Here is a 22,274-nt window from a genome sequence, read left to right as displayed (position 1 = left end):
CCGCAGGTAGCGCCCCATGAATGCTTGGCGCAACTCCATCGCCTTGCGCCTGTCGGCGCTCTTCGCCCTGGTGGCGCTGGCCGTGTTCGTGCTGATCGGCAGCGCGCTGTACCGCCAGGTCGACCACAGCCTCGACCTGCTGCCAGCGGCCGAACTGGACGCACGCTTCAGCGTGCTCGAATCCACCCTCAACCGCTTCGGCACCGCCGAGCACTGGGCCAAGATCAACAACAAACTCAACCTGCTGAGCGAAGAAGACCGACGCATCCGCTTCTGGGTGGTGAGCGGCGCCCCGGCCTTCGAGTACGGCCAGCCCAGCGAACAGGTGCGCGGCTTCGCCAAGGGCCCTGTGGGCATGCGCGAGCTGCGCCTGTCCGACAGCCCCTATCCCTACAAGGTGCTGGTCAGCGAGCTGCCCGCACAGGGTGAGCGCCCGCCCCTGCGTTTTCTGATCGGCATCGACACTGAAACCTTCTGGCAGGCCCAGCACAGCCTGCTGGTGGCCATCGTTGGCCTGGCGGCTTTCGGCGTGCTGCTGGCTTCGCTGCTCGGTTACTGGGTCGCGCGTATTGGTCTGCGGCCCCTGCTCGCCCTCTCCGAAGAAGCCCAGGCCCTGGCGCCGCCACGCCTGGACGGTCGCCTGCAGACCCGCGACCTGCCGCCGGAACTGGCGCGCTTCGCCGGCACCTTCAATGCCACCCTTGACCGGGTCAGCCAGGCCTATTCGCAACTGGAAGCCTTCAACGCCGACGTCGCCCACGAACTGCGCTCGCCGCTGACCAACCTGATCGGCCAGACCCAGGTCGCCCTCACCCGCGGGCGCAGTGCCGAGCACTACTTCGAGGTACTGCAATCGAACCTCGAAGAACTCGAGCGCCTGCGCAGCATCATCAACGACATGCTGTTCCTGGCCAGCGCCGACCAGGGCAGCAAGGCCACCGCCCTTACCCAAGCCTCGCTGGCCGAGGAAGTGGCCACCACCCTCGACTACCTCGACTACATCCTCGAAGACGCCCACGTCAGCGTCACCGTCAGCGGCGATGCCCAGGCCTGCATCGAAAAGGCCCAGTTGCGCCGGGCGCTGATCAACCTGCTGAACAACGCCGTGCAGCACACCGCGCCGCACCAGGCGATCCAGGTGCGCATCGAGGCTACTGAGGAGCAGGTCAGCATCGCGGTGAGCAACCCGGGGCCGGCGATCGACGACGAACACCTGCCGATGCTGTTCGAGCGCTTCTATCGGGTGGATGCGGCGCGCACCAACAGCGGCGGCGGCAACCACGGACTGGGCCTGGCCATCGTCAAGGCAATCGCCCTGATGCACGGCGGCAGTGTTTTCGTGCACAGCGAGGCCGGGGCCAATACCTTCGGTATCAACTTGCCGAGCGCTCAACTACGCGGGTTTGCGGTAAAAGTCTGAGTGTTTTTGCCTCGATCATTACTTTTTGCGCAACAGTGCTTATCTGAACAGCCTCTGTTTCCCCGCTGTTTACAGGACTAACTTTAGCCCTGTCTCCATTAGCACTTGCCCCGCAAGAAGGTTGTTCCAAATGTCCAACAGTATGGGTATTGCCAGCGTCTTCGTCCTGTCTTCCCTGTTGTTGTCGCCCCTGGCCATGGCGGAAGAATCCCCGGCCTTCGTCGCCCGCAACGCCGAACTCGCCGCGGTTCACCAAGAGGCGCGTGACGCCTACGCCGCGCAGCAGTCCGCTGCGGCTAAAGACGCACAGCAGACCGCTTCCAAGGTATCTGTCGATACCGATGCCGATAGCTGACCGGCCACGCCAGCTGTTTCCAGTTTTCCCTGGGCTACACCATGGGCACTGCCTGTGACGATATGTTAGCCTTTCAAAGCCGCTGCCTTTCAGCGGCTTTTTTTATGCGTCGAAAATCTCAGCCTGGCTGTTACGTCTCTAATAAGAACTTGCAGACACGACAATAAAAAACTGCCCCATCGCTTGACCAAAGGAGTTTGTACCGGTGTCTTTCGCGTTTCGTTTCACCCCGTTGTTCGTTGCATTGGCCGCAACGATGCCCGTGGCCGCACAGGCCGATGAAGACAAGGCTGATGGCTTCATCGAGGGTTCCACGCTGAACCTGCATTTGCGTAATGCCTACTTCAACCGCAACGAGAAGAATGCCTCGATCAAGGACAAGCGCGAGTGGGGCCAGGGCGCCGTCGCCCGCTTCGAGTCCGGCTACACGCCTGGCGTGATCGGCTTCGGCCTCGACGCCCACGCCATGGTCGGCCTGAAGCTCGACGGCGGTGATGGCCGCGCCGGCACCTCGATCCTGCCGAGCGCGCCAGAAGACAAGGCGCGCCATGCCTTCTCCACCGCAGGCGGCGCGATCAAGCTCAAGGGCTTCGACACCGAGTTCAAGGCCGGTGACCTGTTCCTCACCAACCCGGTGATCGCCGGTGGCGAAAGCCGCATGCTGCCGCAGACCTTCCGCGGCGTCGCGCTGACCAACAACAGCATCGACGGGCTGATGCTCGAAGGCGGCAAGGTCAGCTTCACCAAGCCGTACAACCAGAGCGGCCACCGCCGCATCAACACCTACTACAGCAACCAGACGCCCGAGCAGGACAGCCAGAACCTGAGCTGGGCCGGCGCGTCGTGGAGCGGCACCGAGGGCGTCACCGCCAACCTCTACGCCGCCGAGCTGAAGGATATCTGGAACCAGTACTACGCCGACTTCGACTACACCTACGCGGTCAACGACCTGGTCAGCCTGAACCCGGGCGTGCACTTCTATCACACCCAGGACACCGGCCAGTCGAAGCTGGGCAGCATCGACAACAACACCTGGAGCGTGCACTTCACCGTCGCCGCCGGGTACCACAGCGTCACCGCCGCCTACCAGCGGGTCAATGGCGACACGCCGTTCGACTACATCAACCTGGGCGACAGCATCTTCCTCGACAACTCGCGCATGTACTCGGACTTCAACGCGCCGAACGAGCGCTCGTGGAAGCTGCAGTACGACTATGACTTCGCCGGCCTCGGCATCCCAGGCCTGAGCACCTCGCTGTCGTACTCGCGCGGCAAGGCCGACCTGACCAAGGCCAGCCAGGACACCCAGTACTACGCCTTCTACAACGCCGACGGCGAAAATGCCCGGCACTGGGAGCGCGACTTCGACGTGAAGTATGTGTTCCAGGAAGGTCAGATGAAGGACCTGTCGGTGCTGCTGCGCTATGCCACGCACCGGGCCAACGCGGCGTACTCGACGATTCAGGACAACAACGAATTCCGCGTGATCGTGGATTACCCGTTGAACGTGTTCTGATCCATCATCGCGGGCGAGGGCTACGCCCTCGTTTCGCCGGTAAGCCGGCTCCCACAGGTACAGCGCTATTTTTTGTGGGAGCCGGCTTGCCGGCGATGCTCTGCTTCAACGGTTTCTTTTCAGTCCTGTTTCCAGGTCATTGATCAGCGCCTTGGCCATGGCACTGAGCATCCGCGCCGCACTCCCTGCTTTCAGGTCCCCTTCCATTTCCGCCTCGGTGGTCAGGTGCAGGATGCAATCCTGCAATACCGACAGCTCATCGAATGCCCGGCTCAAGGGTACACCCGGCAGCACGCGATAACACTCCAGGAAGGTCTCGTCGCCAGCGGTGACGGGCATATCGGGCTGCTCGCTCATGGCTGCACCTCCAGCGACCCGGCGTGGGCCATCAGGCAGCTCAGCAGCCGGCTGAGGATGGAAATGTTCTCCACCAGGATCTCGGGACGCTCATCCACGGGAAAGGCCATGTAGACATCGCAGGTGCGGGTCATCATGGTCATCAGGACTGCGGCATGCTCCCAGACTTCGGCGAGGGGCAGATGGTCGATGATGGAGATGTAGGGGATGGGTGGATCAGGTACCAGCTTTTTCATAAGCAATTTCCAATGTCGTTAAAGGAAACCGCCAGCTCATCCTTTCTCACCAGATAAGGGTGGCAGCCGTACATGGGGTGAGAAAACCGAGGACATTGGAACCCGGCCAGACCTAGGTCTGCCCATGCACGGCTGCCGTAACAGAATGCGGAACCAACATCGTTCGGGTTTCTCACACCCGGTCACCAAATTTGGCGACCCGACGACGTTAGCCCTGATGCATTTCCCGGCCTATCCAGACCCTTCCGGCAAGCGCGTAGGATAGGTCCCAAGCACAGCCCAACTGAAGCATTTGGTTTCAGATTCGGAAATGTCGTACATCCCATCGCAGGCCCACTGAATCAATTCCGTCGGGCAAAACACCTTTGATCTTGTCCGACAATCCCGCCTTGCCTAAAATACCGCCGCCGCTTTCCGGCCCACTCCCCATGGATCCCGGGGCTTATGCAGTTGCGAGCATGACGTTGCCCACCCGATCACCACGATCCGCCCTGTACAAGTCACACCCCGAGCTGGTCCTCAACCTGGGCAGCTGCCTTGCCGTGCTCGCCATAGTAGCCATCGTCGGCTACCTGCTGGCCCGCGAGCGCGACAGCGTCGAGCAATCGGAAATGCGCTCGTCGAGCAACATCGTGCAGTTGATCGAAAGCGATATCCTGCGCAACGTCGAACTCTACGACCAGTCGCTCAAGGGCCTGATCTGGGCCGTGCAGCACCCCGAGCTGCTCAACGTGCCGACCAAGCTGCGCCAGCAGATCCTGTTCAACCAGGCCTTCTCCGCGCCGGTGCGCGGCGACATTCTCTGGCTCGACGCCAAGGGCGACGTGCTCGGCGACTCCACCAGCGCGGTGCCGCGCCAGGCCAACTTCGCCGACACCGTGGCCTTCCAGGCGCACCGTGACCGCCCGGGCCTGGGCCTGCTGATCAGCCCGCCGTTCAAGGCGCGGCTGGGCAACCTGGACTGGTGCATCAGCTTCAGCCGGCGCATCTCCGGCGCCAACGGCGAGTTCCAGGGCCTGGCCGCCGGGGCCCTGCGCCTGTCCTATTTCAACGAACTGTTCCAGCGCCTGGACATCGGCGTGGACAGCAGCATCAACCTGCTCAACACCGACGGCCAACTACTGGCGCGCCAGCCGACCCGGCCGCAGGATCCACTGATCGGCACCAGCTTCAGCGAGCGCCCCAACTTCAAGCGCATCCTCAGCGAGCGCAGCGGCAGCTTTACCGCCCGCTCGACGGCCTATGAGGGCCAGCGCCTCTACACCTTCGCCCGGGTCGCCGACCTGCCGTTGATCGTGCTGGTGGCCCACTCGGCCGATGAAGTGTTCCAGTCGTGGCGGCGTACCGCGATCGTGGTCAGCGTGGCCACCGGCGTGTTGTGCATTGGCATCCTCTGGCTGACCTTGCTGCTGGGCCGCGAGCTACGTCGGCGCCACGATGCCGAACTGGGTCTGGCCACCCTCGCCGCCACCGACAGCCTCACCGGCCTTGCCAACCGCCGCCGCCTCGACCAGGTGCTGCGTCAGGAATGGGCGCGCGCCCAGCGCAACCGCAAGCCGCTGGCAGTGTTGATGGTGGATGTGGACCACTTCAAGGCCTTCAACCAGCGCCATGGCCATGCCGGTGGCGACCATGTACTGCGCGAGGTGGCCACCACCATCGAGCTGTGCATCCGCCGCCCTGCGGACCTGGCGGCGCGTTATGGCGGCGAGGAGTTCCAGGTGGTGCTGCCGGAAACCGAGCTGGCCGGTGCCCGGTTGCTGGCCGAGCGGATTCGCGCCAGCGTCGAGGCGATGCCGCCGTTCGGCGATGACGAGCGGTCGGTGACGGTCAGTGTGGGGATTGGCCTGCATATTCCCGGTACCCATCAGGACCTGGCGGCGCTGCTGGGTGATGCGGACGAGGCCTTGTATCGGGCCAAGGCCAATGGGCGGAATCGGGTGGAAGGACCCGAGGGGTGAGTCATGGGGCCGTTACACGGCCCCATGCTGATCAGGACCGAGCGCGGGCTGCGTTACGCAGAGCCTTCACCTGGTCATGATTGCGCTGCACGCCCTGCAGCTGTTTCTCTACCAAGGCATACGAAGTGTCATTGGCCGAGCGCCCCAGTTTGACCAGCTTCTCGCGGGCTTCCTTGTAGGCCTTCAGCGCATGGTCTTCACCACGCTCCACTTCATTGAGCACCGCCTCTTCATCCTTGCCGGTGACCATCGACTTGAGGTTGACCCAGCCACGGTGCAGGTCGCCGCTGATGCTGGTGCTGGTTTCCGGATCACCGCCCAGCCGGCGCACTTCACTTTGCAGCTCGGCCGCGGCACTGGCGCACTCGCTGGCACGCTGCACGAAGAATGCTTTCAGTTCAGGGTTCTTCACATCCTCGGCAGAGGTCTTGAAGCCTTTCTCACCATCCTTGCTGTACTCGATCAGGTCGTTGAGTACGTCGATCGTGTCTTTGTTGGGATTACTCATGGCAACAACTCCTTGGCAGGTGATAGTCACCTTGATCGGAGCAGGCTTCGTGCCAGGCCTATGAAATAAAAATAATTCATGTAAATCAGTAACTTGAAGATTTCACAAACACGCCGTTCAAAGGCGTTCTGCATGATCGCCGCTTGGGTCGTCGTGCAGTTTGCAGTAAGGTCGCGCTTCAACCGCCACAGGCCACCGCCCGATGAAACCCGAAACCCTGCAACTGCTGGTCACCCGCACCATGCCTTTTGGCAAGTACCAGGGGCGGATCATCGCCGACCTGCCCGGGGACTACCTGGCATGGTTTGCCCGTAAAGGTTTCCCGCCCGGGGAGCTGGGCGGGTTGCTGGCGCTGATGCACGAGATTGACCACAACGGGTTGGGCGACCTGCTAGTGCCGCTGCGGGCAAAGATGCCGCGCCGCTGAACGATCAAGAGCCCACGCCACCTGCCGAAACAATTACATCGTTAACTCAAGGACGAACCACCGCTCATGCAAGCTCGCCAATCCGCCTCCTCGGCTTTCGTCATCTCGCTGCTCGTCGCCGGGTGGGGGCTTTTCTACGTGGGCCGGCTGCGTTGGGCATTGATACTGCTGGGGCTGATCCTCGCCGACTTTTTGCTGATCGGCCTGTTCGCCACGCCCAGGGCATTGATCGTCGGCCTGGGTGTCGCTCTGGCGCTGAAGTTCGGCTCGGCGTGCCTGGCCGCAGGCCTTGTGTGGCGCGGCCGCGCCGGGGCTGAACCCGCCGGCGCACGCCTGGTTGCCTACGCTGCGGCGGTGATAGGCGTGGCCGCCCTGCTGCTGGTGCTGCGCGGGCCACTGTTCGGTTACCAACTCAGCCAGATCCCTTCGGGTTCGATGGAGCCGACGCTGCAGATAGGCGATCACATCATCAGTGACACGCGTTTGAGCGCAGCGCCCAAGGTGGGGGATATCGTGCTGTACCGCTATCGCAATGGCGAGGCATTCAAGCGTGTGGCGGGGGTTGCTGGCGACCGGCTGGAGATCGTCAATGGCGAAGTGATCGTCAATGGGCGCAACCTGGGATTGTTCCATGCAGCGCCCGAGCATGTACGCCGTCCCGAGTCACTGAGCCTGGCACCGGTGGTGATCGAGCCCGGGCACATCTACCTGCTGGGTGACCGCCGCGACAACAGCAACGACAGTCGCTATGACGGCCAGGTTGCGGTAGCAGACGTGACGGCAAAAATCACCGGGATCTGGTACTCGAAGAACCGCCAGCGTATCGGCACCACCTTCGAATAACCAGCACGGGCCTGCCCCACGATGGAGTCTGCCGGTCTAGCCCTTGGCCGGCGCCACGACCATCTCCACCTGCTCGCTCTTCTTGATCAGCGCATACACCACCGCCGTCAGCAGGCTGCCAGCGACGATTGCCAGCAGGTACAACAGCGCATGGTTGATCGCGTTGGGGATCAGCAGCACGAACAGCCCGCCATGGGGCGCCATCAGCTTGCAGCCGAAATACATCGACAAGGCCCCGGTCAGCGCGCCCCCGGCGATGCTCGCCGGAATCACCCGCAGCGGGTCCTTGGCGGCGAACGGGATCGCGCCCTCGGAGATGAAGCACAGGCCCAGCGCCAGCGCCGCCTTGCCGGCCTCGCGCTCACTCTGGGCGAACTTGCGCCGGGCCAGGAAGGTGGCGATGCCCAGGCCGATCGGCGGCACCATGCCGGCGGCCATGGTCGCGGCCATCGGTGCGTAGCTCGACGAGGCCAGCAGCCCCACCGAGAAGGCATAGGCGGCCTTGTTGATCGGCCCGCCGAGGTCGACGCACATCATGCCGCCAAGCAGCAGCCCGAGCAGGATGGCGTTGGTGGTGCCCATGCTGTCGAGGAAATGGGTCAGCCCCTCGAGCATCGCCGCCACGGGTTGGCCGACCACGTAGATCATCACCAGGCCGGTGAACAGGCTGGCCAGCAGCGGGATGATGAGAATCGGCTTGAGCGCGTCGAGGCTGCTGGGCAGGCGCACCCAGCGGGCGATGGCCTTGGCGCTGTAGCCGGCCAGGAAGCCGGCGACGATGCCGCCGATGAACCCCGCCCCCAGCGTGCTCGCCAGCAAGCCGCCGATCATCCCGGGCGCCAGGCCCGGGCGGTCGGCAATGGACCAGGCGATATAGCCGGCAAGCAGCGGCACCATCAGCTTGAACGCCGCCTCGCCGCCGATCTGCATCAAGGCGGCGGGCAGCGTGCCGGGTTCCTTGTAGGCCTCGATGCCGAACACGAACGACAAGGCGATCAGCAAACCGCCAGCCACCACCATCGGCAGCATGAACGACACCCCGGTCAGCAGGTGCTTGTAGACGCCGGTCTTCTCGGCCGGCGGCACTGCGCCGGTCGTCCCCGTCGCCTCCACCTTGCCCTCGGCCAGGGCCTTGTCCAGCGTGGCGCGGGCCTGCTTGAGTGCGATGCCGGTGCCGCAGCGGTAGATACGCTTGCCGGCGAAGCGCGCAGCCGGTACTTCGATATCGGCGGCCAGCAACACCACATCGGCTGCGGCGATGGCCTCGGCCGACAGCGGATTGCGCGCGCCGACCGAGCCCTGGGTTTCCACGGTGAGCTGGTAGCCCATGGCCTGCGCCGCCTGTTGCAGGGCTTCGGCGGCCATGAAGGTGTGGGCCACGCCGGTTGGGCAGGCGGTTACAGCGACAATCTTCGGCGCACCCTGCACCGGGGTTTGCGTCACCTGCACCTGGGCGCCGGCAGCGGCCTCGTCGAGGAAGCCTTCACGGTCGGCCAGGGCCTGGGCCGGCGTGCTCTGGTACAGACGCTTGCCCGCAAAGCGCGCCAGGTCCACCGGCCCGGTGCTGACCACCAGCACCCAGTCGGCCTCGGCAATCTGCGTTGGCGTCAGGCGCAGCTCCGGATGTTCGGCGTCGTGCACCTCGACGCAGGTTTTCCAACCCCGACGCTGGGCAGCGGCGGCCAACAGCCGGGCGCTGAGTACGCTGGACACCTGGCCGTTGGGGCAGGCGGTGACAATGGCAATGTTCATCAGCAGCCCTCTTCTTGTTGTTCTGTAAGGCGCACAGCGGCTTCCAGACGCTCCAGTTGCTCACGGTCGTGAATGCCGAAGCCGACCTGGGTGACTGCCTGGGCGGCGATGGCGGTGGCGCGGCGCAAGGTAGCGGCGGGCGCTTCGGCCTGGAGCAGGCCATGGACCATGCCGGCAACCAGCGAATCACCGGCGCCGACGGTACTGGCGATGCGCACTTTCGACGGTTGCGCATGCAGCGCCAGGCCAGCGGCGAACCAGTTCACGCCCTGCTCGCCCTGGGACACCACCACATGCTCGACGCCAGTGGCGAGCAGCCGCCGTGCGGCCGCGCGTTGCTCGTCCGCGGCCTGCACCGGCAGCCCGAGGACTTCACCCAGCTCCTCGGTGTTGGGCTTGACCAGCCAGGGCGCGGCCTGCAGGCCTGCGCGCAAGGCTTCGCCGCTGCTGTCCAGGGCCACCTTCAGGCCCTGGGCCTTGAGCATCAGCAGCAGCTCGCGCAACCACTCGGGGCTGATCCCCCGTGGCAGGCTGCCGGCCACCACCACGGCGTCATGCCCCGGGGCCACGTGGGCCAGACGTTGCAGCAAGGCGTCGCGGGCGGCCTCGTCGACCTGCGGCCCTGGCCCGTTGATATCGGTGACCTGGCCATCGGCCTCGACCAGCTTGATGTTGCTGCGGGTCTCGCCCGGCACGCGGACGAAGCAATCGGCGAAGCCGCGCCAGGCAATCAGCGCCTCGAACGGCGCCAGGTTGTCCTGCCCCAGGAAACCGCCGACGGTGACGCTGTGGCCCAGGTCGGCCAGCACCTGGGCGACGTTCAGCCCCTTGCCGGCGGCATGGCTGTGCTGGGCCTGGCTGCGGTTGACCGCGCCGGGTCGCAGGCGGTCGAGGCTGATGGTGATATCCAGCGCCGGGTTGAGGGTGAGGGTGAGGATCTTGGCCATCAATAACGCTCCACCAGCGCCCGGACTGCCTCGGCGCTGTCTTGTTGCAGGGCCTCGCGCGCCAGGGCGCGGGCCGTCGAAAGGTCGGCCTGGCGCACCAGGGCCTTGACTTCAGGAATGCTGCGGGCGGCGACGCTCAGCTCGTCCACCTCCAGGCCCAGCAGCACGGCGACCGCCTGCGGGTCGGCCGCCAGCTCGCCGCACACGCCCACCCACTTGCCCTGGGCATGGGCGGCGCGCACGGTCATATCGATCAGATTGAGCACTGCCGGGTGCAGGCCATCGGCCTGGGCCGACAGGCTCGGGTGACCGCGGTCGATGGCCAGGGTGTACTGGGTCAGGTCGTTGGTGCCGATGCTAAAGAAGTCCACTTCACGGGCCAGCTGCGGCGCCAGCAAGGCGGCCGACGGTACCTCGACCATGATGCCTACCTGCAAGTCGGCCACCGGGATCTCCTGGCGCAGGCGCTCGACCATGGCCTTGGCGGCGCGCCATTCATGAAGCTGGCCGACCATGGGGAACATGATGCGCAGCGGGCGGTTGTCCGCTGCACGCAGCAAGGCGCGCAGCTGGTCTTCCATCACCTGTGGGCGTTGCAGGGTCAGGCGCACGCCGCGCACGCCGAGGAAGGGGTTTTCCTCAGCCGCGATCGGCCAGTACGGCAAGGGCTTGTCGCCCCCGACATCGAGCGTGCGCACCACCAGTGGCCGCCCGTCCAGGCCATCGAGCACCCGACGGTACTCGGCTTCCTGGGTCGCTACGTCGGGCAGTTGCGGGTGGGCCATGAAGATCAGTTCGGTGCGCAGCAGGCCGATGCCTTCGGCACCTTGCTCCACCACCTTGTCGATGCCGTTGCTCTGGCCGATGTTGGCGAACACTTCGACGGCATGGCCGTCGCGCGTCCGCGCGGGCTCATGGCGGTTGGCCCAGGCGATCTGCAGCCGACGCTCGCGGGCATCACGCTCTGCCAGGGCTCGTTGCAACTCGACCTCGGCTGGCGCAACCACGACCCGCCCGCGCTGGCCATCGAGCAGCAGCGGCGTGCCGGTCTCCAGCAACAGCACGGCCGCCCCGGCCCCGACCACCGCCGGGATGCCCAGGGCGCGGGCGATGATGGCGCTGTGCGCGGTGGCGCCACCCTGGGCGGTGACGATGCCGGCGACCCGCGCCGGGTCCAGGCGCGCAACGTCTGAAGGGCCGACTTCGGCCATCACCAGCACATAGGGCTGCTCTGGTTCGGCGCTGTCCTTGACGCCGCACAGTTGCGCCAGCACCCGGCGACCGATATCGCGCAGATCGGCGGCCCGCTCGGCCAGCAGCGCATCGTGCAGGGCCTCCTGCTGACGGGCGGCGGCTTCGATCACCGCCATCCACGCAGCGGCGGCGCTTTCGCCCTGGGCCAGGCGCAGCTCGACGTCGTCGGTCAAGGCCGGGTCGGCGAGCATTTCCTGATGGGTGACGAAAATTTCGCCGATGGCCTTGTCGCTGCGTTGCACCAGGGCCTGAAGATCGGCATGCACCGTGTCGATGGCCTGGCGCAGCCTGGCCCGTTCCTGGGCGGGCGACTCGCCGCGCAGCGGGTAGTCGATCTCGCGCTCGACGCAGACACGGGCCGGGCCACTGGCGATACCCGGCGCGGCCGCGACACCCTGCAGGGTGCTGCCGGGCGGCGGGGCCTGAAGGGTTTCAACCTGCGGCTGCTCCACTGCTGCCGTTTGCGGCAAGGGCTCGACCTCCTCGCCGAGGCCCTGCTCGATAGCCGCCAGCAACGCCGGCAAGGCATCGGCGGCGATACCGGGCTCGGCGATCAGTTCCAGGACCTGGCCACGGCGGGCGCCCAGACTGAGCAGCTTGCTCAGGCTCTTCACCGAAACGGCGGGCTGGGCGCTGTCGTGCAGCCGTATGCAGATCTCGCCCTCGAAACCCTTGGCCAGCTGCGCCAGTACCTTTGCAGGGCGAGCATGCAGGCCATGGGCGTTTGCCAGTACTATCCGGGCGCTCGGCCAGTCGGCAGGTGCCTCGCCGCCGAGCACTTCGAGCACGGCGCGGCTGCTGGTGGCCTGGTAGAGCATCTGCCCACGGCCCTCGATCAGCACCTCGCACAGGCGCTCGAGCAGGGCTTGATGCGCCGCTCCGAGGCTGGCCAGGCAGAACAGGCCATTGAGCGGTTGATCGCGGTAGCGCAACGGTTGCTGCGGGGTGACGAAGGCCAGCCCCGGTTGGCGCACCTCACGTTCGCTGTGCAGCCACCACAGGCCCTCGCCCAGCGGCAGCGGCTCGGTCTGCTGCAGCACGGCGGCAAAGCCGCTGTCGGCACAACCTGCGCGTTGCAACAGACGAGCGCCGCGCCAGGCCAGTTCGTCGAAGTCTTCCGCAGCCAGGTTGAGGCCGACCAGCTGGGCATCCAGCGCCAGCTCGCGTGGCGCCCCTTGCAGTAACTTGAGCAGTGCCTCGGCGCTGCCGGAACGACGCAGCGCCTCGGCCAGGTCGGTTTCACCAAGGGCGCGGGTCAGCAGTTGCAGCAGGCGCAAATGTTCATCGGAGCGGGCGGCGATGCCGATGGCCAGGTAGACGATCTGGCCGTCGCCCCAGTCCACGCCGTCGGGAAACTGCAGCAAGCGCACGCCCGTGGCGAACACCAGCTCGCGGGTCTGCGGCGTGCCGTGGGGGATGGCGATGCCCTGGCCGAGAAAGGTCGAGCCTTGCGCCTCCCGGGCCTGCAGCCCCGCCAGGTAACCCTCGGCGACCAGACCATCGGCAACCAGTCGATCGGCCAGCAGCGCCAGTGCCTCGCCCTTGTCGGCGGCACGCTGGCCCATGGCAATCTGCTCAACGGCAAGCTCGAGCATGACCCTCTCCTTTTGCGGCAGCCCCATCGGCTACCGAGGTATTGTTGTGGAATTCGACGGCAAAAGCCGCCGAAACGATCAGCGCAACGAGCAAATGCGTATTTTCAGGCAGGAAATTTCGCCTTGCTGAAACGTTTAATCTGACCAAGCGGCCACGTTACTCGATAATCTGCCAACGAAAAAGCCCCATCCTGTCGGACAATTGCGACAATGGTCGTCTGCGCGCGGGCCCGTCGATGGGTGAAACTAGCCGGTCAAGCCCCGCAGGCAGTCCCGGAAACAACAAGGAAAATTCGGTGAAACTCAGCGATATCGCCCGTCTGGCCGGTGTGTCCGTGACCACCGCCAGCTACGTCATCAATGGCAAGGCCGAACAGCAGCGCATCAGCAGCAGCACCGTCGAGCGCGTGCGTGCGGTGGTCGAGGCCCACGGCTTCACCCCGAACCCCCAGGCCGCCGGCCTGCGCAGCCGCCACACCCGCACCCTGGGCTTCATTCTCCCGGATCTGGAGAACCCCAGCTACGCCCGCATCGCCAAGCAACTGGAGCAAGGCGCCCGTGCCCGTGGCTACCAGCTGCTGATCGCCAGCAGCGACGACCAGCCCGACAGCGAACGCCAGTTGCAGCAGCTGTTCCGTGCCCGGCGCTGCGACGCGCTGTTCGTCGCCAGTTGCCTGCCGCCGGAAGACGAGAGCTACCGCGAGTTGCAGGCCAAGGGCCTGCCGGTGATCGCCATCGACCGGCGCCTGGACCCGGCGCACTTCTGCTCGGTGATCAGCGATGACCGCGACGCCAGCCGCCAGCTGGCCCAGAGCCTGTTGAAAACCCGCCCGCGCAGCATCGCCCTGATCGGCGCCCGCCCCGAGCTGTCGGTGAGCCAGGCCCGTGCCGGGGGCTTCGACGAAGCCCTGCAAGGTTTTGACGGCGAAGTGCGCCGCTGCCAGGGCGAAGCCTTCAGCCGCGAGTGCGGCCAACGCCTGATGCAACAGCTGATCGATGAACTGGGTGGCCTGCCGGATGCATTGGTGACCACTTCGTACGTGCTGCTGCAAGGCGTGTTCGACACGCTTCAGGCGCGCCCCGAGGACTCACGCCAGCTGCAGTTGGGCACCTTCGGCGACAACCAGTTGCTCGACTTCCTGCCGCTGCCGGTAAACGCCATGGCCCAGCAGCACGGCCTGATTGCCGCCACCGCGCTGGAGCTGGCCCTGGCCGCCATCGAGGACAAGCGCTACGAGCCCGGCGTGCACGCCATCGGTCGCACCTTCAAGCAGCGGATCGCCAAGGCCTGACCATGCGCCTGATCGACACCCACACCCACCTCGACTTCGCCGATTTCGACGCCGACCGCCCGCGCCTGCTGGCCAACGCGGCGGCGCGCGGGGTGGAGCGCATGGTGGTGCTGGGGGTGTACCAGGACAACTTCCAGCGAGTCTGGGACCTGGCCTGCGCCAACGAAGGCGTGTACGCGGCGCTGGGGCTGCACCCGATCTACCTCGAGCAGCACCTTCCTGAGCACCTGGCGCAGTTGCGCGACTGGCTCGAACGCCTGCGCGGCAATCCACGGCTGTGCGCGGTGGGTGAGTTCGGCCTGGACTTCTACCTGCCCGAACTGGACCCGACGCGCCAGCAGGCGTTGTTCGAGGCCCAACTGCAACTGGCCTGCGACTTCGAGCTGCCGGCGCTGCTGCATGTGCGCCGCAGCCATGCCCAGGTGATCGCCACGCTCAAGCGCTACAAGCCGGCGCGGGCAGGGATCATCCATGCCTTTGCTGGCAGCTACGAAGAGGCGCGGGAGTACATCAAGCTCGGCTTCAAGCTGGGACTCGGCGGCGCCGGCACCTGGCCCCAGGCATTGCGCCTGCGCAAGACCCTGCCGCGGCTGCCGCTGGACAGCGTGGTGCTAGAGACCGACGCGCCGGACATGGCGCCGGCGATGTTCCCGGGGCAGCGCAACAGCCCGGAGCACCTACCCGAGATTGCCGGGGCGCTGGCCGAAGTCATGGGGATCGAGACAGCGCTGCTGGCAGAAGCCAGCAGTCGCAATGCCTGCGAGGTGTTTGGCTGGCAGTCCGACACAGGATCCGCGTCGGCCTTGATCACACCCTGAACGCCCCGATCAGCCGCTTGAGCTCCACCACCTGCGCCGACAATGCGCGGCTCGCATCCTCGGTCTGACAAGCGCCTTCGGTGGTGTCCTGCGCCGCACGGTTGATCGCCACGATGTTCTGGTCGATGTCGTGGGCCACGGCGGTCTGCTGCTCGACGGCGGCGGCGATCTGCTGGTTCTGCTCGACGATCCCGCCGACCGCGCCAAGGATATTGCCCAGCGCCTGCTGCACCTGGCGCGCTTCGTCCACGGTGCCGGCGGCCATCTGGTGGCTGCTGCCCATCACCCGCACCGCCGCGCCCACGCCTTCGCGCAGGCGCTGGATCATCTGCGCGATCTCTTCGGTGGAGTCCTGGGTGCGCCTGGCCAGGGTGCGCACCTCGTCGGCGACCACGGCGAACCCCCTGCCCTGCTCGCCGGCGCGGGCCGCTTCAATGGCGGCGTTAAGGGCCAGGAGGTTGGTCTGCTCGGCGATGCTGCGGATCACCTCTAATACCCGGCCGATGGCCTGGCTGTCGCCCGCCAGCTGGTTCACCGCCGCCACGCTCTGGTCGATCTCGCCGGCCAGGCGGGCGATGCTGCCCTGCTGGCTTTCCACCAGGTCGCGGCCCGAGGCGCTCTCATGGTTGACCCGCTGCGCGCCTTCGGCAGCCAGGGCCGCGCTGCGGGCGACCTCCAGCGCGGTGGCGCTCATCTGGTTCATGGCCGTGGCCACCTGCTCGATCTGCTCACGCTGGCCACTGACCGCCTGGTTGCTGCGGCTCGACACCGACAGCACCTGGCCGGCCTGTTCCTCGACCGTGGTCACGGTCTTGCCGACCTGTTCGATCAGCCCGCGAATGCGCCGCACGGTCTCGTTGAAACCACGCCCCAGTTCGCCCAGCTCGTCCCGGCTGCTGGCCTGGAAGCTGATGGTCATGTCGCCTGCGGCCACCTTGTCCATGGCGGTGCCCAGGTTGCCAAGGGTTTCCCGGGTGGAGACGTAGAAGCCGCTGTAGAGGTAGATGATCAACGCGAAGACGCTGGCCAAGGCCGCCACCAGCGCGGCCGTGCGCAGGCGGTGCTGGCCGAGGCGCTCTTCCAGTTGCCCGTGCAGATGGGCCAGCACGGCATCGTTCAAGCGGTAGGTCTGCGCCATCAGGTCGCTGGTCTGCTGGTAGAAACCGGCCCACGGCGCGTCCAGGCTCTCGGCCACCACCACCTGGTCCTCGAACAGGGTCGCCGCCTGCTTGACGGTGGCCTGGCTGGCCTGGGCGCTGCTGGCGAGCGCGAGCTTGAGCCCGGCATCGGTTGCCAGGGCGTCATCCAGGCGAATGGCGTAATCGGCGGACAAGCGCTCCAGGCGCTGCAGCAGGTCTTCGAAACGCGCGCTGCCCGAGGAGTCCATGAAGCCACGGCCCAGGGCCACCGCGCCCATTGCCCGGCCCTCACCGATGGCCTGGGTCACCTGGGCGGTGGCATTGCCAAGCAGCTCGCTCAACTGACGCACCGAGGCCTGGCTGTCCTGGCTGAGGCCCGACTGGCTGGCCACCAGCTTGCCCAGCACTTGGGCCTGGGCCAGCAACTTGTCGAACAGCGCCGCCTTGTTCTGCAGCGAACTTTCGTCACGGGCACTGGCGAAGGCCTCGGCCAGCTCGGCACGCTTGGCCTCGAACGCAGGGTCGCTGCCCTTGAGTCCATCGAGCCGGGCCTGGACCTTGTCCTGCAGCGCCGCGATGCGGCTTTCCACATCGCCGGCCTGGCCCGACTGGCCCAGCACGGCATTGATCTGCAGCAGGTTGCCGAGGGTCTCCAGATCGCCGCGCAACGTCAGGCTCTCGGACAACGGCGCCAGCCCCTGCAATTCGCCACGGGTGGCCTGGAGCTGGTTGTAGGCGTCGCGTACCAGATAAAAGCTGGTGACCAGCATGGGCAGGAAGAACAGAACGCTGATCAGGCTGAACTTCATGCCGAAGCTCAGCCGGTTCATCAGTGCGATGGCCGGATAGAGCAGACGCTTCACAGGTCACCTCCTTGAATTCTTGTTGTTCTGCGGGGTAGCACTAGGCCATCTAGGGCCAGTGGCTTTGTATAGCGCAGATTGGAATCAAGGTTTGTAACTTATGGTTAAGCGATCGAACTCAGTAGCGAACGGTTCAGACCAGCACGGTCCACAGGGCGAAGCAGGCATACCACAGCACCGCGCAGCGCAGCAGCAGATCCCACAGGCTGTCCAGCCGCTCCAGGCTTCGCTGGCGGTCCTCTTCCTCGGGGATATCGTCGGCCACCCGGCCAACCTTGGCCACCAGGTGCCCGGCGCTGACGTGCCAGTCGAGCAGTTCGTGCAGCATCACGCGGGTCACCGCGACGAAGTTGCCGACCAGGGCGAAGCTCACCGTCATCACCCGTACCGGCAGCCAGTCCATGGCGTGGCGCAGTTGCCCGGCCAAGCTCTGCAAGGCCGGCTGGCGGCTGTTGTCCATGGTCAGCGCCAGCAGGCGGTAGGCCAGCGCCGCCGCCGGACCGAGCAGGAAGTACCAGAAGATCACCGCGAAGAAGCTTTGGTAGGCCTGCCACAGCAGGTGGCCCTGAACCCGCTTGATCAAGCTCTGGGCATCGTCGGCGGCCAGCCCCAGGTCGCGCTCGGCCACATGCAGCGCGGCCTGTTCGTCACCCCGGCGCCAGGCGTCGCGAAACGGCCCCAGCGCCGCCTTCACATCGCCGCGCCCCAGGCTGTAGACCAACACCAGCAAATGCACCGGCAGCGCCAGCAAGCCGTAGGCCACCGGCTCCAGCACATGCAAAAGCAGCACGAGCAGCGCCACCGGCGCCAGGATCAGGATGCTCAGCGTCCACCACGGGTGGACCTTGCCGCTGCGCTCCAGGCGCACCAGCTCGCCCAGGTAGAAGCCGTCGCGCTGCAACCGCTGGCGCAGGGCCGAGAACTTCTCGACCCACAGCGCCAGCACCAACACCAGAAAACTCATGCCTTGTCCTCGTTGCGTTGCAGCGCGGCCCGGTAGCGCGGCCAGTCGAAGGCCGGGCCCGGGTCGGTCTTGCGCTGTGGGGCGATATCGTTGTGGCCACAGATGCGCTGGGCGTCGATCACCGGCCAAGCCGCGCGGATCTCGCGGGTCAGCCGCTCCAGGGTGGCGTACTGGGCATCGGTGTAGGGCAACTCGTCAGTGCCCTCCAGCTCGATGCCGATGGAAAAATCGTTGCAGCCCTCGCGCTCGCCGAAGCGCGACACGCCGGCATGCCAGGCACGGTCGAGCAACGAGACGAACTGGGTCACCGCGCCATCGCGCTCGACGAACAGGTGCGCCGAGACGGTCAGGTGGTTGATGGTCGCGAAATACGGGTGCTCGTCCGGGTCCAGGCGGTTCTGGAAGAACTGTTGCACCTTGCCGGTGCCGAAACAGGCCGGAGGCAGGCTGATGTTGTGGATGACCAGCAGCGCAATGGCCTCACCTTCGGGGCGGGCGTTGAAGTTCGGCGAGGGGCAGTGGCTGACGCCGGTGAACCAGCCGGTCGCGCGGTCCAATTGCATGGTGCAGATCCTGAAATGACGCCCGAGACAGATGGTCAGTATGCCGTGGGCGGCCAGTGCTTGCATGTAAATGATTGTGCAGGAAGCTTCAGCTTTGTTGCGCCTGCTGCCCACGCAATTGCTCCAGCACCGCCTCCAGCGCCCGCTCGAACAGCAGGCCATCGTCCAGCAGGCGTACCTCGCCACGACGCAGGGCCATGGCCAGGCCCATGCGGTTCCATTCGCGCACCTTCATGCCGGTGCGGTTGCTGAAGACCAGCCGGTCGTTGCTGTCGATACGTGCCACCAGCTTGCAGCGCAGCGGCTCGTCGTCGTCCATCACCTCGACCCAGGTGCCGACCTGCAACCGCTGTACCTGATGAACGGCAGGGTCATGCTCGTCGAGCGGCAGGCCAGTGTCCAACTCGGACTCATCGCTGACGACCAGCACGATATCGTCCTCCACCCACACTTCGTCCAGCGCGGCATCCGCCTCCGGCGTGCCGCCACAGGCGCGCTGGTGCAGCTTCTCCAGTTGCAGGAAAAAATCACGGGTGGCGGCGGAGTCCAGCGCCACCCCCGCCAGACCGTCGCGCAGCGCCTTGAGCAGGCCCGGCACCTGCTCCAGCAGGCGCTGCGGCTCACGGTACGGGGCAATGCTGACCAGCAGGTCGTCGACCGTCGCCAGGGCCTCGGCCCAGGCTGGCGAAGCCTCACCCTGCTTCAGCCATGCCAGCAGCAGCACCTGGCTCCAGGATTGCACCAGCATCTGCACCACCACCTGCGGCAGCACCCGGCCATGCAGGCGGTCGTTCAACTCCTGCTGCACACGCTGGCGGGCCAGCAGTGTACGGGCACGGCCCTCCTCGGCGTCACGGGTGCGCTGCTCGAGCAGTTCGTTGCGCCGACGTTCATCCTGGCTGAAAGCGAGAAACTCATCGAGCAGCTCGTCGAACAGGGCGCAATCGTCGGAAAAGTCATTGAGCAGGCGCTGCACGATACGTTCGACGCGCAGGTGCAGGCTGTCGCGCAGCCCCTCGGCCTCGGTCTCCCAGCCAATGGCCGCGGCGGCGATTTCGTTGAGCAGGCGGCGCGCCGGGTGGCTGCCACGGCTGAACATGCCCTTGTCGATCAGCGCCACCTTGAGCACCGGGATATGCAGGCGCACGATCAACGCGCGCAGGCTGGCCGGCAGGTTGTGGTCACCCTGGATGAAGGCGAACAGCAGGTCGACCAGGTTGATCGTGTCTTCGTCGTCGGTGGCAATGCGCCGCCGCGTGCCGCTGCGCACGCTGACCCGCAACAGCAGTTGCTCCAGCTGCTGGCCGAGGTTGAAGTCATCCGGCTCGCCAGGGGCTGGCACATAGTGCTGCAAGTGGGTGAGCAGGCGCAGCAGGTCGCCGGTACTGGTCGGCTGGGCCGCACCGGCCGCCTGCAAACGCGGCGTGACCCGCCCACGCACCGGCGCCAGCAGCGCCTGCACCGAGGCGAAGAACGCCTGGCCGGCGGAGTCGGGCAGGCCGCCCGGCATGACGCTGGCCGTCACGCGCCTGGCAATGCCGCGCCGGTCCTCGGCACGGCGCCGTGGCGCGGGCAGCAGCTCCGGCAGCACGCCGGCACTGGCGAGCAACTGGCTGGCCTCGCCGTAGAGCAGGTCGAGGTCGCGCAGCACATAACGCTCGTAGAGCTTGAGCAGCACCATCTTGACGTTGGCGCCAACCCCCAGGTTGCGCCCGGCATCCAGAAAGTAACCGCAGAGGTTGCCTGGGCCGAGTGGGTTGTGCGCGGTTTCCAGCGGCAGTTCCAGCAACGTGGTGAAGCGCAGGTTCAGTTGATCGAGCAGAAACCCGTCACGCGACAGCACCCGATCGACCATGGCCTGCACGGCCACGGTGCGCTCCAGCGCCGACCTGTCCTGGGTCTGTGACCTGACCAGGGCCTCGAGCCCACCGCCCTGGCCGATACGGGCAAAGGCGTCGTAGAAGGTGTCGAGGAACCCGCGCTCGATGCTCTTGCGCTTCAGGCGCAGGTCACGCATGGCTTCGAAGTACAGGTTCTGGTCGAGGCGGCCACTGGCCTTGTCGGCCATTTCAAAAAGGGTGTCGTCGGCATTGTCGAACAGCGCCTGCAAGCCCTGGCGCAATTGCAGCGCGGCCTTGTCGCGCACCTGCAGGAGCAGGACTGGAAGGCATGGCGAGGGCGCGCGCGCACCCCGGTCGATGGCAGCCGCCAAGGGCACCACCTTGCCTTCATCATGCATCCCGGACTCCTTGCTGGATGTTGCGTTGTTCGACTGGAAGAGAAATCGTCAAAGCTATGACGCCAATTACAAGGCGCTATTATCGGTGAAAATTCTGACAGCTGCTAGCACGCCTTTCGCACGCCTCAACGGACAATGCATTTGCACAATTGCTCAAACCGCCTGACCAAAGGTCATCGGCACGGCAGCTGTACACGCCGCCCCCCTGCCCTATAATCGCCGGCACCTAGCTTGTGGAGCCGACCATGCCGAACCTACGCCTCGCCGACCTGACCGCCGAAATCGAAGCCAACGTGCGCCGCGCGCTGCTCGAGGACATCGGCAGCGGCGACATCACCGCCCAGCTGATCCCGGCAGAGCGCCTGGCCAAGGCGACCATCATCACCCGCGAGGACTGCGTGGTCGCAGGCACCGCCTGGGTCGATGCGGTGTTCCGCCAGCTCGACCCGCGGGTGGCGGTGCACTGGCAGGTGGCCGATGGCGAGCGCGCCACCGCCAACCAGGCGCTGTTCCACCTCGAAGGCCCGGCACGCTCGCTGCTCAGTGGTGAACGCTCGGCCTTGAACTTCCTGCAACTGCTCTCGGGGGTGGCAACCCGCGCACGCTTCCTGGCCGACCTGGTCGAGGGCACCCAGGTGCGCCTGCTCGATACCCGCAAGACTCTGCCCGGCCTGCGCCTGGCGCAGAAGTACGCGGTTACCTGCGGCGGCTGCCACAACCACCGCATCGGCCTGTACGACGCGTTCCTGATCAAGGAAAACCACATCGCCGCCAGTGGCGGCGTGGCCGAGGCCGTGGCGGCGGCGCACCGCATTGCCCCAGGCAAGCCGGTGGAGATCGAGGTGGAAAGCCTGGACGAGCTGCGCCAGGCGCTGGCGGCGGGCGCCGATATCGTCATGCTCGACGAACTGAGCCTGGATGAAATGCGCGAAGCGGTACGCATCACCGCGGGCAAGGCCAAGCTCGAGGCCAGTGGCGGGGTCAACGAAACCACCCTGCGGGTGATCGCCGACACCGGTGTGGACTACATCTCGATCGGTGCGATGACCAAGGATGTGAAGGCGGTGGACCTGTCGATGCGACTGAGCCTCTGAGGTTTTCGCAAGGCATGAAAAACCGCCCAGATGGCCTAACGCCAGTCAGTTAAGACTGACTGGCGTTAACCCGAGGCCTCCCTTTTTTACTGGCCGCGTCCTAGACTGTTGCCTTCTTCATTCGACAAGCT

General features: G+C 65.9%; 19 protein-coding genes. 9 read left to right on the top strand and 10 right to left on the bottom strand.

All coding sequences use genetic code 11. The annotated features are described in order from the left end of the window. Positions 1-16: 16 nt before the first annotated feature. The 3 genes from ACODS9_RS22495 (at position 17) to ACODS9_RS22485 (ending at position 3,291) form a co-directional block, all read left to right on the top strand. Positions 17-1,420, top strand: coding sequence for a heavy metal sensor histidine kinase (locus ACODS9_RS22495; protein WP_489094769.1), 1,404 nt, complete (start codon positions 17-19; stop codon positions 1,418-1,420). A 130-nt stretch (positions 1,421-1,550) separates the two neighbouring features. Beyond that, entirely contained in the window at positions 1,551-1,775 is a 225-nt protein-coding gene (locus ACODS9_RS22490) for a hypothetical protein (protein ID WP_023631633.1), read from the top strand. A gap of 205 nt (positions 1,776-1,980) precedes the next feature. Further along, complete coding sequence (locus tag ACODS9_RS22485) at positions 1,981-3,291, top strand: OprD family porin (protein ID WP_489094768.1); 1,311 nt, start codon at positions 1,981-1,983, stop codon at positions 3,289-3,291. Between the two features lie 105 nt (positions 3,292-3,396). On the opposite strand, the gene ACODS9_RS22480 is transcribed toward ACODS9_RS22485, so the two are convergent. Both ACODS9_RS22480 and ACODS9_RS22475 read right to left on the bottom strand, forming a co-directional pair. Next, complete coding sequence (locus tag ACODS9_RS22480; RefSeq protein WP_489094767.1) at positions 3,397-3,648, bottom strand: DUF3077 domain-containing protein; 252 nt, start codon at positions 3,646-3,648, stop codon at positions 3,397-3,399. Then, the gene (locus ACODS9_RS22475; protein WP_489094766.1) at positions 3,645-3,884 is read right to left on the bottom strand and encodes a hypothetical protein; all 240 of its coding nucleotides are present in this window, start codon (positions 3,882-3,884) and stop codon (positions 3,645-3,647) included. The genes ACODS9_RS22480 and ACODS9_RS22475 overlap by 4 nt, the downstream gene beginning before the upstream one ends. Before the next feature lie 464 nt (positions 3,885-4,348). On the opposite strand from ACODS9_RS22475, the gene ACODS9_RS22470 reads away from it, so the two are divergent. Further along, positions 4,349-5,845, top strand: coding sequence for a GGDEF domain-containing protein (locus tag ACODS9_RS22470; protein WP_110700680.1), 1,497 nt, complete (start codon positions 4,349-4,351; stop codon positions 5,843-5,845). Positions 5,846-5,876: 31 nt separating this feature from the next. On the opposite strand, the gene ACODS9_RS22465 is transcribed toward ACODS9_RS22470, so the two are convergent. Then, positions 5,877-6,353, bottom strand: coding sequence for a ferritin-like domain-containing protein (locus ACODS9_RS22465; protein WP_046857067.1), 477 nt, complete (start codon positions 6,351-6,353; stop codon positions 5,877-5,879). Positions 6,354-6,555: 202 nt separating this feature from the next. On the opposite strand from ACODS9_RS22465, the gene ACODS9_RS22460 reads away from it, so the two are divergent. Beyond that, complete coding sequence (locus tag ACODS9_RS22460; protein ID WP_102682503.1) at positions 6,556-6,780, top strand: DUF3820 family protein; 225 nt, start codon at positions 6,556-6,558, stop codon at positions 6,778-6,780. Positions 6,781-6,846: 66 nt separating this feature from the next. Next, positions 6,847-7,623 (top strand): signal peptidase I, encoded by a 777-nt coding sequence (gene lepB / locus ACODS9_RS22455; RefSeq protein WP_313651015.1) that lies wholly within the window; start codon positions 6,847-6,849, stop codon positions 7,621-7,623. A 36-nt stretch (positions 7,624-7,659) separates the two neighbouring features. Here the strand turns inward: lepB and ACODS9_RS22450 are convergent, their stop codons facing one another. From ACODS9_RS22450 to ptsP, 3 genes are read right to left on the bottom strand one after another with little or no spacing between them, the layout of a single operon-like run. After that, positions 7,660-9,375 (bottom strand): PTS fructose-like transporter subunit IIB, encoded by a 1,716-nt coding sequence (locus ACODS9_RS22450; RefSeq protein WP_489094765.1) that lies wholly within the window; start codon positions 9,373-9,375, stop codon positions 7,660-7,662. Then, the gene (gene pfkB / locus ACODS9_RS22445) at positions 9,375-10,322 is read right to left on the bottom strand and encodes a 1-phosphofructokinase (RefSeq protein WP_401104952.1); all 948 of its coding nucleotides are present in this window, start codon (positions 10,320-10,322) and stop codon (positions 9,375-9,377) included. Before pfkB ends, ACODS9_RS22450 begins: the two co-directional genes overlap by 1 nt. Further along, the gene (ptsP, locus tag ACODS9_RS22440; RefSeq protein ID WP_489094764.1) at positions 10,322-13,171 is read right to left on the bottom strand and encodes a phosphoenolpyruvate--protein phosphotransferase; all 2,850 of its coding nucleotides are present in this window, start codon (positions 13,169-13,171) and stop codon (positions 10,322-10,324) included. Before ptsP ends, pfkB begins: the two co-directional genes overlap by 1 nt. A 296-nt stretch (positions 13,172-13,467) precedes the next feature. Between ptsP and cra the strand changes: the two genes are divergently transcribed. Together cra and ACODS9_RS22430 are read left to right on the top strand one after the other, a co-directional pair. After that, positions 13,468-14,463, top strand: a complete 996-nt coding sequence (cra, locus tag ACODS9_RS22435; protein ID WP_046857071.1) for a catabolite repressor/activator — start codon at positions 13,468-13,470, stop codon at positions 14,461-14,463. 2 nt (positions 14,464-14,465) lie between these two features. Next, positions 14,466-15,281, top strand: a complete 816-nt coding sequence (locus tag ACODS9_RS22430) for a TatD family hydrolase (RefSeq protein WP_401104958.1) — start codon at positions 14,466-14,468, stop codon at positions 15,279-15,281. On the opposite strand, the gene ACODS9_RS22425 is transcribed toward ACODS9_RS22430, so the two are convergent. The 4 genes from ACODS9_RS22425 to ACODS9_RS22410 all read right to left on the bottom strand — a co-directional run bounded on the left by ACODS9_RS22425 (position 15,271) and on the right by ACODS9_RS22410 (position 21,049). Further along, positions 15,271-17,283, bottom strand: coding sequence for a methyl-accepting chemotaxis protein (locus ACODS9_RS22425; RefSeq protein ID WP_046857075.1), 2,013 nt, complete (start codon positions 17,281-17,283; stop codon positions 15,271-15,273). The two genes, ACODS9_RS22430 and ACODS9_RS22425, sit on opposite strands and share 11 nt — an antisense overlap. A 133-nt stretch (positions 17,284-17,416) precedes the next feature. After that, the gene (gene ampE / locus ACODS9_RS22420; protein WP_401104960.1) at positions 17,417-18,247 is read right to left on the bottom strand and encodes a regulatory signaling modulator protein AmpE; all 831 of its coding nucleotides are present in this window, start codon (positions 18,245-18,247) and stop codon (positions 17,417-17,419) included. After that, the gene (gene ampD / locus ACODS9_RS22415) at positions 18,244-18,810 is read right to left on the bottom strand and encodes a 1,6-anhydro-N-acetylmuramyl-L-alanine amidase AmpD (protein WP_038707380.1); all 567 of its coding nucleotides are present in this window, start codon (positions 18,808-18,810) and stop codon (positions 18,244-18,246) included. Before ampD ends, ampE begins: the two co-directional genes overlap by 4 nt. A gap of 88 nt (positions 18,811-18,898) precedes the next feature. Continuing rightward, positions 18,899-21,049, bottom strand: a complete 2,151-nt coding sequence (locus ACODS9_RS22410) for a DUF1631 domain-containing protein (protein WP_489094763.1) — start codon at positions 21,047-21,049, stop codon at positions 18,899-18,901. Between the two features lie 245 nt (positions 21,050-21,294). Here ACODS9_RS22410 and nadC point away from each other — a divergent pair, with 245 nt between their 5' ends. Continuing rightward, positions 21,295-22,143, top strand: coding sequence for a carboxylating nicotinate-nucleotide diphosphorylase (gene nadC / locus ACODS9_RS22405; RefSeq protein WP_401104964.1), 849 nt, complete (start codon positions 21,295-21,297; stop codon positions 22,141-22,143). Positions 22,144-22,274: the final 131 nt, after the last annotated feature.

It is taken from the genome of Pseudomonas sp. FG36, from assembly GCF_057809275.1.
The sequence above is the reverse complement of the archived record's forward strand: the minus strand, read 5'-3'. Positions and strand labels throughout refer to the sequence as shown.